The organism is Paraburkholderia sp. SIMBA_030, from assembly GCF_046535245.1.
GTDB lineage: Bacteria > Pseudomonadota > Gammaproteobacteria > Burkholderiales > Burkholderiaceae > Paraburkholderia.
Genome location: NZ_JAWRXB010000010.1, coordinates 216,827 through 230,013, shown reverse-complemented (window position 1 = coordinate 230,013; position 13,187 = coordinate 216,827). Strand labels below are relative to the sequence as shown.

The window sequence follows — 13,187 nt, the reverse complement described above, 5'->3', positions numbered from 1 at the left end:
TGGATTGGAAGGAGGCGGTGCGAATGCGCGACCGCACCCGCAATGTAAATGAAAGAGGGAAAACGTGCAGCGCGTCGTTGTTTTACTTTAAAAACGCGCGGGCCCTGCTCACCCCGCCCTCACGGTTGCGCGCACACGAAACTGCTGGCGAGATTCAGATGGCCCTTGCCCACATAACGTGGGAACAGCGGATAGCGGCACAACGGACGCGAGCGCCCGTTGGTCGCCGCGGCAATGTCGGTCGCGATCAGTGTTTCAGGCGCCGCGCCACGCGTCACCCAGTTGTCGAGCGCGCCGAGCAGATCCACCGACGGAATGAACACGCCGCTGCCGTGCTGAAAACCCGGCACCATATAAAGCCGCATGAACGCATTGACCTGGTCGATGCCGAAGCGATCGATCAGCGCTTCATGGTAGGCGATCGTCTGATTCGGGCTGATGACTTCGTCGGCGAGGCCTTGCAGCGTGATGAGCTTGCCTCCGCGTGCGATATAGCGCGTCAGGTCGGTGTTCATCGCGCCGATCGTCTGTGATAGCGCGAACAGTTGAGCGCGATATTTCCCCGGATGCCGCGGGTCGAATGTGAGCGAATCGAAACTCGCGTCGCGCGCGACGAAATAGCGGACGTAGCCGTCGCCTTGCGCGAACAGGTAGCCGTTGGCCAGGAAGGTCGGCTCTGGCAGCCGGTCGGGTCGACGCCCGAGCCCGAGCATGCTGGTCAGACGGGTACCCTGAAATACGTTGTAGCCGTGATAGCGGCTGACGTCCCACGCCAGCCGGTATGGCAACGACAGACCGTCGCGCATCACCAGCAAGGTGGACAGCTGCGCCTCGCTGAAGCATTCATCGTGCGACGGCCGGTGTCCGGCGCAGCGCAATGAGGCGATGATTTCCGCTTCGTGCTCGCGGCATGCGGCGACGTCGCTGACGATACCGTCCACCGCGCCGTCGAGCCGGTCGCACACCGCCAGCGTCCGCTGATACACGTGCTCGAGCAACTGCGGTGGAATGAAACCGCCGCGCGTGGCGTATTCGGCCCGCCCGAGTTTCACGCCGAGCAGACGGACGCCGGAAAAATTGAGCGCGGGCGAATTGCCGATCACGCCGTCGTAGTCGTCCGGAAAGCGCTGCATCACCGTGTAGCCTTCGCGTCCGCCGGTCGAACCGCCGGCGAAGTACATCCGTTGTGGCGGCCGGCCATAGGCGCGCGCAATGAGTGCAAGCGCCGCGTCATGTGTCTTCTTCAGATGCGCGTAGCCGAAATTCGTCACCGCTTCGTCGACCAGCCCGAAGATCGCGAGCGACGAATCCCCCACGTGACCCGAGTCGTCGCCGAAAGTCGCATAGCCTTGCGCGAGCGGTGCACGATCCGGCGAAAACGGCATCACGCCAGTGCCGCTGACCACCACGCCGTTGTACCCGCCGCCGCCGATCTGCAGCGCGCGGCCATTCCAGCGGCGCGGCAGATTCAGGTCGAAACGGATATCGGGTGTGCTCGCGTCGAGCCCTTTGATGCGGCCGGTGATGCGGCAATATTCGCCGCCTTGCTGATTGCCGGGCGCGGTCGCGCCTACCATCGCCGCGCTTTCGATCTGCACGCCGGCGGTGGGCATCGCGATGAGTTCGGGCGGCAACACGGCGCCGGCGAATTCCGCGCAACGCATCGCGAGCGGCGCTTCGCTGGGCGCGCCGAACGCCTTGGCAGCGCTCAGCCATAGCATCGCGCTGACGACCGTGATGAGCGTGCGTGAAGCTTGTGTGCGCGTGCGGCGCGAACGCGCCCTCATCCGCAACCTGCGCCATTGGCCGCCGTGCGCGACTGCGGCCCCCTCCAGCCGTGCCAGCCACGCGCGATCATCAGCACGGCGCCGATTGCGACCAGATCGCCGCCGAGTCCGACCAGCGTACCGCCGAAGCCGTGAAATGTACGCGGCGTCGCGGTATCGACGATCAACGACACCAGCGTCCCGGTAACGAAACACACGAGCCCGGTACGGCCGACCGTCACGACCGCGGGCAGCCGTTGCGCGAGCCGCGCGATGCTGCCCGTGCGCACGAACTGCGCAGCGAGCCAGGCGATGACGGCGAAGTTGATCACCCGGTCCATGGAAAGGTTTTGTTTAAGCGTGCCGGGCAGCGGTTGCGTCAGCACGAAGAGTTTAACGATGGCGAACGCCAGCACCGCGATCGCCGCAACCCACGTGAGCCAGCGAGCGGTGCGGGCCGCGTGAAAGCACTCGCTAACGGGCTGCAACCGGCACAGCATCCCGAGCGCGAACATCAGTTGCCACGCAAACGGATTAAAAGCCCAGTCGGCCACGTCGTCAATGCTGAATAGCGCGGCCAGCGGCCGGGCAAGCGCCCAGATCGCCACACTGAGCCCAAGCGCCAGCGGCGCTGAACGGCGCACCAGCGGCACCGCGAACGGCACGCACAGCGCGAAGATCACGTACATGGGCAGCACGCTCGACAGATACGGCTGACGCCGCAACATGGCGATATCGAGCGCTTCGCGCAGCGGCTGCACGGCGAACGTCGCCCAGCCGGACAGATCGACCATTGGCGGATTCAGATGCAGCGTCGCGAGGATGGCGCCGGACAATAGCGTCAATACGGCGGTCAGCAAATAGGCGCGATAGATTTCCCAGCAACGTTTGACGAAACGCATCTTCGCCGCTTTCTCGCCGCGGCGCGCGAGCACGGCCGTATAGGCGGCCGCTGACGCATAGCCGCCGAGAAACACGAACACTTCGGCTGAATCGCACAACGCATAGGCGTGCAGCATCAGATGCGACAGCGCGCTGCCAGGAATGTGGTCCAGTACGATGACGATCAGCACGATACCGCGGAAGAAATCCACTTCGATCGAGCGTCCACGGCGTGATTCCATTCGGGTTCTCGCAGATGGCGCAGGTCCGATGCGCCGGGTGATTCCGTTTTAAACCGCTGTTTCACATAGGAACGCCACCACAATAGAACGTTCCCGCCAATGGCGTGCAGTACCTCGACATGCGCTGACAACCGCCCTTTAAGTGCGCATGCATTGGCAGTGATATGAAACCTGGCTGTCGGCGTGCGGTAATGCTGAATTATTCGGCATTCGATCGCACGGAAATTTTTTCGGCTTTCGATGGGCAATGCGAGAGACATGCAGGTAATAACCGCCGAAAAAAATCGCTGAGTGCGATGGGCGATTTTTTTCGCATTTTTTCATGCGTAGGATGGATTCATGGACGCCTGTGGGACATCGCACGTTCGAGCGATGTCCCCTCTCGACGGCGGCCATTCATGTGGACCGGACACGCCGCCGGCCCGGTCTTCGATCGGTTGGACCTTTGAGCGTCCTCGCGGCGTCCTCTATTTGCCATTGCTGACTTTGCCGTCACGATGCGCGCCGGTCCTTCCACTACTACCCTGAACGGCGACGCCTCGCGCGCTGCCGTTGCTCTGCAAGACGACCACATGAACAACAGGATTGCCGGCTTCGACGGATTGCGCGCGATCGCGGTCCTGATGGTGTTTTTTCAGCACCGCCTGTTTGGCGACTTCGGCGAGGTCGGCCATCTCGGCGTGTGGATTTTCTTCGCGCTGAGCGGCTTTCTGATTATCGGCATTCTGTCTGCGCAGCGTACGCGTATCGAACGCGGCGCCAGCCGCTTTGCTGCCGAGCTGAAGCGTTTCCTGTTTCGCCGCACGTTGCGCATATTTCCGATTTATTACCTGATGCTGGTGGTGATGTCCGTGCTGATGGCGTTCGGCATCGCTAACCCCGAACTGGCTAGCGGCATGCCGTTTCATTTCGCTTATCTGTCGAACCTCTGGATCGGCTCGGTACTACATTACTGGCCGGGGCGTTACTCGCATCTATGGAGCCTGGCGATCGAGGAGCAGTTTTATCTGGTGTTGGCACCGTTGTTGCTGTTGATCGCTGCGCGCTGGCATCGTGCAGTGTGCGTTGTGATTGTCGCGGTTGGGCTTGCTTCATTGCTGGCGATGCGCGCGGCGCACTGGCACGAGATCACGATCTATACGCATCCGCTGACTAACTTCTGGCTGCTGGCATCAGGCGGGATTGGAGGCCTGCTGATTGCAGACAAAGAGAGCCGCTTGCGGGCTGTGCTGGGATATGGCGTGACACCGTTTATTTTGAGTGTTTGCCTTGTGGTTTTTTGTGCGGCGGAGCCGGTGTGGAGTCGGTTCAGCAGTTCTGCCGAGTTTACGGTTGTCAGTGCTTTGTATGGGGTTTGCATCGCGGCGCTCGTGTGTTCGATTGCCTGTTGCCGGAGTGCTGTGGTGATTCGGTTGCTGGAGACCCGCTGGCTCGTGAGTTTTGGGCGTATCAGTTATGGGTTTTATCTTTATCACAATCTCATTCCGGATTTGACGCGGAATCATCATGCAGCGGTGTTGTTCGGCGGTGCCGTGCCGGGATGGGCACATGCTGTTGGCATTGGTGCGTCGTTTTTTATTTCGCTGGCGATTGCCGGTTTGTCCTGGCGGTGGATTGAGGAACCTCTTCTGAGGTTTAAGGGCCCCAAAGGGGTGAGTGGTGCCGCTGCGCAGACGGCTCGGCGTGGCTTTGTGGCTCGGCGCGCCGAGCCCCGGGGGCGTTGAAGTTGGTCTCCTCGCTGCTCACCCCGGTTACCGCCATCTGCTCTGTCACCCGATTCAGGCCACCGTGCGGCGCCGCACCGCGATATGCGCTTCCCGCTGCAGCCGGTCGAGAAGCGTGATGATGCGGCGACGCTGGATGGCAACCAGGTCGTGCGTTTCTTCCAGCGCGCGTATGCGCTTTTCCCAATACTCACGGTGCAGCCGCTGTCCAGCGCTGTCCGCGTCCCCACGCGTCAGGTACTGGATCATGCCCTCAAGATGCTCCAACTGGCTGTCCACCATGCTGGCCGGACGCCTTCCGCCGCGCCCCGCGCCCGGTTGATTGTTCGTGCCGTTCATTATTTTCGTACCCCGTTGATTGGCCAGACAGACGATGCCTACGGCATTCGCCTCGATGGCGCCGCGCACAGCAAGGCGGCGCTCTTTCCAACGCGCAATTGCGCTTTCAAAACGGGGCGCGGATGCACTGGATTGCCGCGCCGCCAGCGAAAACGATCTGCATCTTGTCGTTGGACGATAGCGCGGCTTTTTTGTCAGGCTTTACCATACGTCTCAGTTCCAGGCGGCGGAGCGTTAAAATTGCGCTCGCCGCGGCCTCCTTGCCCGAACCGCATGCCTCGCTCGTTGCAACGGACCCATGAACCAGCGCTCACAGCCCTATCGCCCAGCCGACACTACTGCTGCTGCAACCGATCCGCGCGCCGCCATCGCGACGAGCCGTTTCAGCACACACGCGCTGGCGGGCAACGCGCAAATGCTCGCCTGGCGCGAGCGCGTGGGCCACGTGGTCGACGTGGTGCCGTCAAAACAACAGGTCGCCGAGGGGTTCCGCGGAGACATCGACAGGTATTCGGTCGGCGCATCGGTGTTTACCGACTGCCGCACCGAGGAGATCGTGCTGGAACGCTCGGTGGCGCGCGTTTCCACCGACCATCGCCGGGAGTATGTCTTTCAGTTGTTCGTGGAGGGTGAGATCGGCAACGTGACGGGCATGCGCAAGAAGCGCAGCGCGCCCGGCTCGGTGCAAGGCATCGTCGCGTTCGATCTGAACCAGCCGTTTCGGGTCGAGCGGCCCGCCTGCCGGCTGCTGAGCCTGTTCTTGCCGGCGTCGACGGTGGAGGAGGCGCTGCGCGACGGCGCGTCGATCCATGGCCGCATCCTCCAGCTGGGCTCGCCGCTGACCGGCCTCGTGATGGATCACATGGCGGCCGTCGCCCTGGACATGCCGACGCTCGACCCGGACAGCGCCGCCGACGCGTTAAATGCCGGCGCCCAGCTTCTGATCGCGGCGTTTCGCAAGGAGTCGCGCCTGACCGGCAAGGACCGCGCCGCGCTCCAGGCCGCGGTGATGGGACAGGTCCGCCGTTACGTCGAAGCCAATCTGCACCAGGGCGACCTAACGCCGACCAGCATCGTTCAGGCGCTGCAATTGAAGCGCGCCACGGTCTACCGCTGGTTCGAGCACGAAGGTGGCCTTGGCGCGTACATTCGCAATCGCAGGTTGCGGGAAGCGGCGGACGAACTGGTCCGTTTCCCGCATCTACAGGTCATGGAAATTGCTTACGGACTCGGTTTCCAAAGCGCGTCGGATTTCACGCGCGCGTTTCGCCGCGCCTTCGACATGAGCCCGCAGGACATGCGTCTGCGCGCGCTGAACCTGCAACATAGCCATGCGGCGTAGTGACGACAACGGCCGACTAAACCGGCGCATTAGACACTCGATTACGCCGGCGGCTGCGAAGCGTATGCGGCAACCTCCACCGGCGCCTGCTCGGGAAACCGGTTCAGCGCGACGAGCGTGAGTCCGGTCGCGGCCATCAGATACCACGCCGGGATCATCGGGTTGCCCGTCACATTGATGAGCCATGTGACGAAGAACGGCGAAAATCCGCCGAACACAACGACGCCAATACCGTAGATCACGGAAAGGCCTGCCGCGCGCCGATGCGGGGGAAAGGCTTCCATCATCAGCACCGAAATCGCACCGTCGTTGTTCACCGCAAGCGCGACGTACGCTGTGATGATGACGAGCGCGGCGAGATCGCTCACGCCGTGGGTCAGCAACCAGAAGACCGGCCATGCCGGCGCCATCGACGCCACAAAAAACAGGTACTGGAGCGTCTTGCGGCTCGCGAACCGATCGGCGGTGCGCCCCATCAACGGGGTCACTACGAAGATCACCAGTCCCGAGAGACAGGCGGTCAGCAGGCTGATCGCCGGCGGCCGGTGCAAAGTTCGAACCAGATAGGACGGCATGTAGAACACGGTGACATAAATGCCCACCGAAGTCGCCGATGTCATCAGAATGCCGCAAACGAGCGGGCGCGTGTGCTCGACGAACAGGCGGCCGGGATTCGGCCGCCCCCCCGGCTGCCTCGAGGCCGCGGGCATACGGCGGCGCAGATACCAGCCAACTGGGCCGATCAGGCCGCCCAATAAGAACGGAATGCGCCATCCCCAACTTTGCATGGCCGCGGACGACAACAGAGCGGTAGTGCTCGCCGTGACCAGTGCGGCGGCGAATGCGGCCGCACCCTGGCTCGCGCCGCGCCAGCTCACCATGAAACAGCGGTGCCGGTACGCGACCGATTCCATCAGCGAAGCCGCCGCCGGCCCGATTTCCCCGCCTGTCGCGAGCCCCTGCATCAGCCGCGCGAGCACCATCAGCACCGCCGCTGCGGGACCGATCGACGCATAGGTGGGCAGGCACGCGATCAGCCACGTGCCGAGCGTCATCAGCGTGAGCGATACGGCCATGCCCGCCTTGCGGCCGTGGCTGTCGGCGATGTGGCCGATCACGATCGCACCGATCGGGCGCATCACAAAGCCGGCGCCGAAGGTGGCAAGCGAGAGCAGCAGCGATGACGCTGGGTTGCCGGACGGAAAGAAAAGGTTGCCGATCAGCACGGCCGAAAAGCTGTAAACCGTGAAATCGTACGCAACGAAGCCGTTGCCGATCACGATCGCCACGACGACCCGCCTGAGTTCGGCGCCGGACAGGTTGGTCAGTTTGCCGGTGGCATTGTTGTGCATGGGCGCGGTTGCCGGGTTCGTTGTAGTGTTCAGGAAGATTGATACAAGAACGATGATCTTTCTGTCTTAACGGCCTGGAAGTGGACGACTTTACGCCGCGCGCCAACAAAGCGGATCGTGCTAGATTGCACACACCACGCCTTCAACGGAGTTTCTTGCATGGATACCCGTTCAATTCTGGGCATGATTCACGCTGAAGAGGCTTTACTGGTCTCTATCGTACGGTCGTTGCCACCGGACATCAGGCGCAAGGTCTCCAACGATTTCCAGGAGCAGGTCGAACTCGCCGAGACGTCACACCTGAGCCCCACAAGCGATCGCGAAGCGAGCGACGCGTTCAAGGCGCATATCCGAAGATTGTCGATCATGCTGGCGTCGCTGTCTTAACGAAAAATATGGCTTCCCGCCGCCGCAACGAGGGCCACCGCACACTTCGCGACGGCACGAATCCCGTGAATATGAGAGATTGTGGCTTCCGACATGAAACGGCGAGCGACCGGACAAGTCCTCACCCATCCGGTATGAAAACGCACCTTTGCATCGCTCTGGTCACGCTAACGGCGCTGCGCGCGACTCTCTGGTCGACCGCGGCGCACGCCCATGCGCTTGACAGCGAGTTCGACTGCACATCGAGTCCCCACACATTCATTACGTCGCTGCAGGATGGGCAATTTATCGATTCGAAGCCGATGCGGGTCGAGAAAAATTCGGTCAACGCGTTTCGCCCGACTCACGGCAGCGACCTGACGGTGTTCGGCTTTCACGTCTATGCCGTCCTCGGTTACGAGCGGGACGACACGCTCTTCAGGAAGGGAAGCGGCGATGCGATTGCCGTGCCCCTTTATGGTGCCGTGGTGTCGGGGCCGGTCGAGACAGTGGAAACACGCGCGCGCCAGGCCGGCAGCGACGCCGTCGTGCGTCAGGTGATTCCCATGTTACTCACGGCAATCGTCTGCAATGAGCATCAGGTCGGGCAATCGCCGCATGAGACGAGCGAGACGCGATAGAGGCCGCATCTGCGTGCTCCAGGCACGGCAACTGCTGCGCATGCCCGCGTCAGATCTGCGCCGTCATCAGGTTGGCGTCGCGCACTAACAGCCAGCGTCCGTCGGCTTCCTTGCGCAGAATCGTCAGCGTATACCCCGCGCGGCGCACCGCTGCGCCAGCGTCGGCGCCCGACGGCTTGATTGTGATCTCGAGACGGTTGCGCAGGAATGCCCAGTCGCCGAGTACGTTGAGCTCCTGGATCTCGCTATGCGAGTCAATCTCGACTTGCGGCTGCGAACGGATGGCGGCGGCAAACGCTGCCTTGCCAAACGGCTCCTGCCCTGGAACCATGAACACGACATCGTCGGACATCAGGCTCAGCACGGTGGCGTAATCGCCAGTTTTGCTCGCGCCAAGCCACGCGTCTACGAGGTTGCGGATCGCGCGTTCGTCGTCTGTCATGTCATCCACCCTTTCGCCAACCGTTCAAAGATACGCAGAATATTGCACCAACATGGTTGGATAACCAATTGCAGCTTCGCATTGGCGCGTTCAATTGCGTGTGAAAACGACGAGGTACTGAGGTACTTTCCATCCACTGGCCCGGGCGCAACACCAGCGCGCCGGAGCCGCCGTGTCAATGCGCGACACCTTGCCCAACTGCCGCATTCAGGGCAACATCGCCTGCTCACTAACCCGGTTGTCGGAGAAAGTCCCGCCGCAGACCTTCACGGGATGAAGGCGGACGAACCATAGCCGTCAAATGAAACGCTTCGAATTGCTGGCCACCACCATGGCCGACGAAATCCGCTCGGGCAGCCGTCCCGTCGGCTCTCGCATGCCCTCGCTGAGACAACTCACGACGCAGCACGGCGTCAGCCAGTCGACCGTGTTTCGCGCCTACTATCTGCTTGAAGAGTGGGGCTTGATCCGGGCACGCGAGCGCTCCGGCTACTACGTGGCACCGGGTGCGGCGCTTGAACAGCGGCAGACGCCACGCCCGCCTCCCGTTCTGGAGTCGGCCAAGGTCGAAATCAGCGACCTGGTCTTTTCGGTGCTCGAGGCGGCGAAGCACCCGGACATCGTTCCCTTGGGCTCGGCGTTCCCCTCTCCACAGCTTTTTCCACTTCAGCGCCTCGCCAAATCGCTCGGGCATGCAAGCCGTTTGATCAGTCCGTGGAGTACGGTGGTCGACCTTCCCCCGGGAAACGAGCAACTGCGTCGCCAGATTTCGTTGCGGTACATGGGGATGGGCATTGCCCAGCCGATGGAAGAGATTGTCGTCACCAATGGCGCGCTGGAAGCACTCAATCTGTGTTTAATGGCGGTGACGCGTCCGGGAGACGTCGTGGCAGTCGAGTCACCGGGGTTTTACGCGGCGCTGCAAGCCATCGAGCGCCTCGATCTCCGGGCGGTGGAGATTCCGGCCGACCCTGTTTCAGGCGTCGATTTGCAGGCGCTAGCGGATGCCTTCGACAAGCACCCCATTCGGGCATGCTGGTTCATGACCAACTTTCAGAATCCGACCGGCGCGGCGATGTCGCGGGAAAAGAAGCAAGCGCTGGTCGATCTGCTTGCCCAGCATGACGTGCCGCTCATCGAGGACGATGTGTACGGCGAGCTGCATCATGCGCCGACGTACCCTCTGCCTGCCATGGCCTTTGACAAGAAAGGGTTCGTGATGCACTGCAGTTCGTTTTCAAAGACGCTCGCACCCGGATACCGCATCGGGTGGGTTGCGGCAGGCCGTTTCGCCGACAAGGTGCAGCGCCTTAAGTTGATGACCACTTTATCGGCCAGCATCCCGGCCCAAGCGGGAATAGCGGACTATCTTCAGCACGGCGGGTACGACAAGCATCTACGGAAACTGCGCGGCTCGTTTCGCAGTCAGCTGGCTGCGATGGATACCGCGCTACGCCGCTGGATGCCGGACGATGCGCACTGGACGCGCCCCTCCGGAGGCTATTTTCTGTGGGTTCGACTTCCATCGCGTGTCGATGCGATGAAATTGCACCGCCTCGCGATTGAGAACGGTATCAGCATCGCACCGGGGCCGGTTTTCTCCGCGAAGCACGCGTTCCGGGACCACGTTCGTTTGAATTTCGGCCATCCGTGGAGCGACAGAATGGAGAACGCTGTCAAAACGCTGTGCTCGCTGCTTGAACGTGCTGGCGAATGAGGCAACGAGCCGTGCATGACAGCTCCCCTGCCGAATGCGTAGCACCCGTCAATGCGCCACATTGACCGCAAGCTTCGCGAGGGCGAACAGCATCGCGCCAAACCCGCCGGCGAGCACCACCGCGACTAGCGGCAACAAGGGCAGCTTGACGGCCGCCATGTCGGATTGATGCGAAGCGCCCCGGCGAACGCCAAAGAAACTCCACAGCACGATTCGCGTCATTTTCAACAGGTTCATGGCATCACCCTCTCAAGGCTGGATTGCTTCATCTCAAGCAATAGTTTGAGCCGGGCAGGCCGTGCAAAATAGTAGCAGTTGCGAACAATTCTGACGCAGCAGTCTCTCCTCCTGCTACCGCCGGCAACAGCCGCGACCTCGCTCGCCATCTGCTAGCGCGTTTTAGTCGGCATCTGCTACTTTTCAGCAAGCGCCGCTGCCTCTATCTTTGGCCCCTGACCAGGCTTGGCTTCACGACGTCGAGTTTCATCGAAAGTGTGGCCGCGGACGCACCGGACCATGTACCAGTACACCGAGTTTGACAAATCATTCGTGCGCAGCCGCGCTGCGCAGTTTCGCGACCAGCTCGAGCGTTGGCAGTCCGGGAAGCTCAGCGAAGACGACTTTCGCCCACTCCGCCTTCAAAACGGATGGTATGTGCAACGGCACGCGCCGATGCTGCGTGTGGCGGTTCCATACGGGGAACTGTCGAGCGAGCAATTGCGCATGCTCGCCCGGATCGCGCGGGAATACGACGAGCCCGAGGCCGACATATACCGGCTTGCCTGCGAGGCGCAAAGAAAGCTCGGGACCACCCACTTGCCGACGCACTACGCGCATTTCACCACGCGCACCAATGTCCAGTTCAACTGGATTCCCCTGTCGAAAGCAGCGGACGTGATGGACCTGCTCGCAAGCGTCGACATGCATGGCATTCAGACCAGCGGCAATTGCATCCGCAACATTTCCTGCGACGAGCGCGCCGGCGTCGCCCCGGACGAAATCGCCGACCCGCGGCCCTTTGCTGAAATCATGCGGCAATGGACGACGCTGCATCCCGAGTTCGCGTTTCTTCCGCGCAAGTTCAAGATTGCCGTCACTGGCGCGACCGAAGACCGGGCCGCGACGGATTGGCACGATGTCGGTCTGCGGCTCCTGAAAGATGACGCAGGCGAACTGGGTTTTCGGGTGACAGTCGGCGGAGGGATGGGCCGCACGCCAATGATCAGCGTGGTGCTGCGCGACTTTTTGCCGTGGCATCAAATCATGAACTACATCGAGGCGGTGGTGCGGGTATATAACCGCTACGGCCGACGCGACAACAAATACAAGGCGCGCATCAAGATTCTGGTCAAGGCCGAGGGTCAAGGATATATCGACGAAGTAGACGAGGAGTTCCGCCAGATCGTCGAACGCGACGGTGGTCCGCACACCATCCCTCAAGCCGAATTGGACCGCGTCAGTGCGTCGTTCGTGCCGCCTGGTCTGAACAGTCGGATACGCCGGAGCGACAAGAGTGTCAGTTCGGACCTGCGTTCGCAAGCGCAGGCCCATCCGCGTTTCGGCCGCTGGCTGCAACGCAACGTGGCGCACCACAAGCATCCGGCAATGCGCGTTGTCACGCTGTCGTTCAAACGCCTGCTTCAGGCGCCTGGCGACGCGTCCGCCGACCAGCTCGATGTTGTCGCCGAGCTGGCCGAGCGTTTTTCCGCAGGAGAAGCGCGCGTGACGCACACGCAAAACATCGTGCTGCCCTGGGTTCATGCCGATGACCTGTTCCCGCTCTGGAAAGCGGCTTGCGACGCAGACCTTGCCAGCGCGAACGTCCATCTGCTCACCAACCTTGAAGCGCGTCGGCCTGGAGCCGTTCAAAGCAGCAGCCAACGACGCTCGCTGGAAGGCGGAGGTTTCCCTGTGACAAACGGTACTCGCCTGCGAATTTTGACGGCAGCAGACCATCTCGCCGACGGCGTCACGGCCTCGCTCCAGCTCGGCAACGACGCTGACCCGATGACACTTGCCGGCCAGATTGAACAGATTGCACGCATCGACCTGCACTTCCCCCACTTCACCGATGGACGCGCGTACAGCCAAGCCTATCTCCTGCGCCGCAGGCTCGGATTCAAGGGCGATTTACGCGCGACCGGCGACGTCTTGATAGACCAGCTCGTACAGATGGAAAGAACCGGATTTTCGAGCGCGGTGCTGAAAGAGGGTGTCGACCCGGCCGACGCGAAACGGCAGTTCGAACGTTTCCCCGGGTTCTACCAGGCCGACGCTGCAGAGACGCCGACAGTATTGAAAACCTGCATCGCTGAACCCGGCCGGTCCTGAGCGGTTGCCGGAAAGCAGACTGCCGTTTTCGCGTCTGCTCCCT

At 62.0% G+C, this 13,187-nt stretch carries 12 protein-coding genes; 6 read left to right on the top strand and 6 right to left on the bottom strand.

The genetic code is table 11. From position 1 onward, the window contains the following. Positions 1 to 119: 119 nt before the first annotated feature. Together SB772_RS19095 and SB772_RS19090 are read right to left on the bottom strand one after the other, a co-directional pair. The gene (locus tag SB772_RS19095; protein WP_410834857.1) at positions 120 to 1,721 is read right to left on the bottom strand and encodes a tannase/feruloyl esterase family alpha/beta hydrolase; all 1,602 of its coding nucleotides are present in this window, start codon (positions 1,719 to 1,721) and stop codon (positions 120 to 122) included. A 62-nt stretch (positions 1,722 to 1,783) separates the two neighbouring features. Further along, positions 1,784 to 2,890, bottom strand: coding sequence for an OpgC domain-containing protein (locus SB772_RS19090; RefSeq protein WP_410834776.1), 1,107 nt, complete (start codon positions 2,888 to 2,890; stop codon positions 1,784 to 1,786). 572 nt (positions 2,891 to 3,462) lie between these two features. Between SB772_RS19090 and SB772_RS19085 the strand changes: the two genes are divergently transcribed. After that, positions 3,463 to 4,614 (top strand): acyltransferase family protein, encoded by a 1,152-nt coding sequence (locus SB772_RS19085; RefSeq protein ID WP_410834775.1) that lies wholly within the window; start codon positions 3,463 to 3,465, stop codon positions 4,612 to 4,614. 54 nt (positions 4,615 to 4,668) lie between these two features. On the opposite strand, the gene SB772_RS19080 is transcribed toward SB772_RS19085, so the two are convergent. Then, on the bottom strand, positions 4,669 to 5,022 hold the full coding sequence (locus SB772_RS19080; RefSeq protein WP_410834774.1) for a hypothetical protein: 354 nt from the start codon (positions 5,020 to 5,022) through the stop codon (positions 4,669 to 4,671). A gap of 346 nt (positions 5,023 to 5,368) precedes the next feature. Here SB772_RS19080 and SB772_RS19075 point away from each other — a divergent pair, with 346 nt between their 5' ends. Next, on the top strand, positions 5,369 to 6,295 hold the full coding sequence (locus tag SB772_RS19075) for a helix-turn-helix transcriptional regulator (protein WP_410834773.1): 927 nt from the start codon (positions 5,369 to 5,371) through the stop codon (positions 6,293 to 6,295). Positions 6,296 to 6,336: 41 nt separating this feature from the next. On the opposite strand, the gene SB772_RS19070 is transcribed toward SB772_RS19075, so the two are convergent. Then, positions 6,337 to 7,647 carry an MFS transporter gene (locus SB772_RS19070; RefSeq protein WP_410834772.1) on the bottom strand — a complete coding sequence of 437 codons (1,311 nt, stop codon included), beginning with the start codon at positions 7,645 to 7,647 and terminating at the stop codon, positions 6,337 to 6,339. A 159-nt stretch (positions 7,648 to 7,806) separates the two neighbouring features. Between SB772_RS19070 and SB772_RS19065 the strand changes: the two genes are divergently transcribed. Both SB772_RS19065 and SB772_RS19060 read left to right on the top strand, forming a co-directional pair. Further along, entirely contained in the window at positions 7,807 to 8,034 is a 228-nt protein-coding gene (locus SB772_RS19065) for a hypothetical protein (protein WP_410834771.1), read from the top strand. Positions 8,035 to 8,168: 134 nt separating this feature from the next. Continuing rightward, positions 8,169 to 8,654, top strand: a complete 486-nt coding sequence (locus tag SB772_RS19060) for a hypothetical protein (RefSeq protein ID WP_410834770.1) — start codon at positions 8,169 to 8,171, stop codon at positions 8,652 to 8,654. A gap of 49 nt (positions 8,655 to 8,703) precedes the next feature. On the opposite strand, the gene SB772_RS19055 is transcribed toward SB772_RS19060, so the two are convergent. After that, positions 8,704 to 9,096, bottom strand: coding sequence for a YybH family protein (locus tag SB772_RS19055; RefSeq protein ID WP_410834769.1), 393 nt, complete (start codon positions 9,094 to 9,096; stop codon positions 8,704 to 8,706). A 301-nt stretch (positions 9,097 to 9,397) separates the two neighbouring features. On the opposite strand from SB772_RS19055, the gene SB772_RS19050 reads away from it, so the two are divergent. Then, positions 9,398 to 10,813 (top strand): PLP-dependent aminotransferase family protein, encoded by a 1,416-nt coding sequence (locus SB772_RS19050; RefSeq protein WP_410834768.1) that lies wholly within the window; start codon positions 9,398 to 9,400, stop codon positions 10,811 to 10,813. A 48-nt stretch (positions 10,814 to 10,861) separates the two neighbouring features. On the opposite strand, the gene SB772_RS19045 is transcribed toward SB772_RS19050, so the two are convergent. Continuing rightward, the gene (locus SB772_RS19045; protein ID WP_410834767.1) at positions 10,862 to 11,050 is read right to left on the bottom strand and encodes a DUF2970 domain-containing protein; all 189 of its coding nucleotides are present in this window, start codon (positions 11,048 to 11,050) and stop codon (positions 10,862 to 10,864) included. A gap of 279 nt (positions 11,051 to 11,329) precedes the next feature. Here SB772_RS19045 and SB772_RS19040 point away from each other — a divergent pair, with 279 nt between their 5' ends. Next, entirely contained in the window at positions 11,330 to 13,144 is a 1,815-nt protein-coding gene (locus tag SB772_RS19040; protein ID WP_410834766.1) for a DUF934 domain-containing protein, read from the top strand. The last annotated feature ends 43 nt before the right edge of the window (positions 13,145 to 13,187 follow it).

Excerpts from the sequence above, each read along its gene's own strand:
- SB772_RS19095 (WP_410834857.1), bottom strand. The coding sequence starts at position 1,721 with ATGCTATGGCTGAGCGCTGCCAAGGCGTTCGGCGCGCCCAGCGAAGCG.
- SB772_RS19090 (WP_410834776.1), bottom strand. The coding sequence starts at position 2,890 with ATGGAATCACGCCGTGGACGCTCGATCGAAGTGGATTTCTTCCGCGGT.
- SB772_RS19085 (WP_410834775.1), top strand. The coding sequence starts at position 3,463 with ATGAACAACAGGATTGCCGGCTTCGACGGATTGCGCGCGATCGCGGTC.
- SB772_RS19075 (WP_410834773.1), top strand. The coding sequence starts at position 5,369 with ATGCTCGCCTGGCGCGAGCGCGTGGGCCACGTGGTCGACGTGGTGCCG.
- SB772_RS19070 (WP_410834772.1), bottom strand. The coding sequence starts at position 7,647 with ATGCACAACAATGCCACCGGCAAACTGACCAACCTGTCCGGCGCCGAA.
- SB772_RS19065 (WP_410834771.1), top strand. The coding sequence starts at position 7,807 with ATGGATACCCGTTCAATTCTGGGCATGATTCACGCTGAAGAGGCTTTA.
- SB772_RS19060 (WP_410834770.1), top strand. The coding sequence starts at position 8,169 with ATGAAAACGCACCTTTGCATCGCTCTGGTCACGCTAACGGCGCTGCGC.
- SB772_RS19055 (WP_410834769.1), bottom strand. The coding sequence starts at position 9,096 with ATGACAGACGACGAACGCGCGATCCGCAACCTCGTAGACGCGTGGCTT.
- SB772_RS19050 (WP_410834768.1), top strand. The coding sequence starts at position 9,398 with ATGAAACGCTTCGAATTGCTGGCCACCACCATGGCCGACGAAATCCGC.
- SB772_RS19045 (WP_410834767.1), bottom strand. The coding sequence starts at position 11,050 with ATGAACCTGTTGAAAATGACGCGAATCGTGCTGTGGAGTTTCTTTGGC.
- SB772_RS19040 (WP_410834766.1), top strand. The coding sequence starts at position 11,330 with ATGTACCAGTACACCGAGTTTGACAAATCATTCGTGCGCAGCCGCGCT.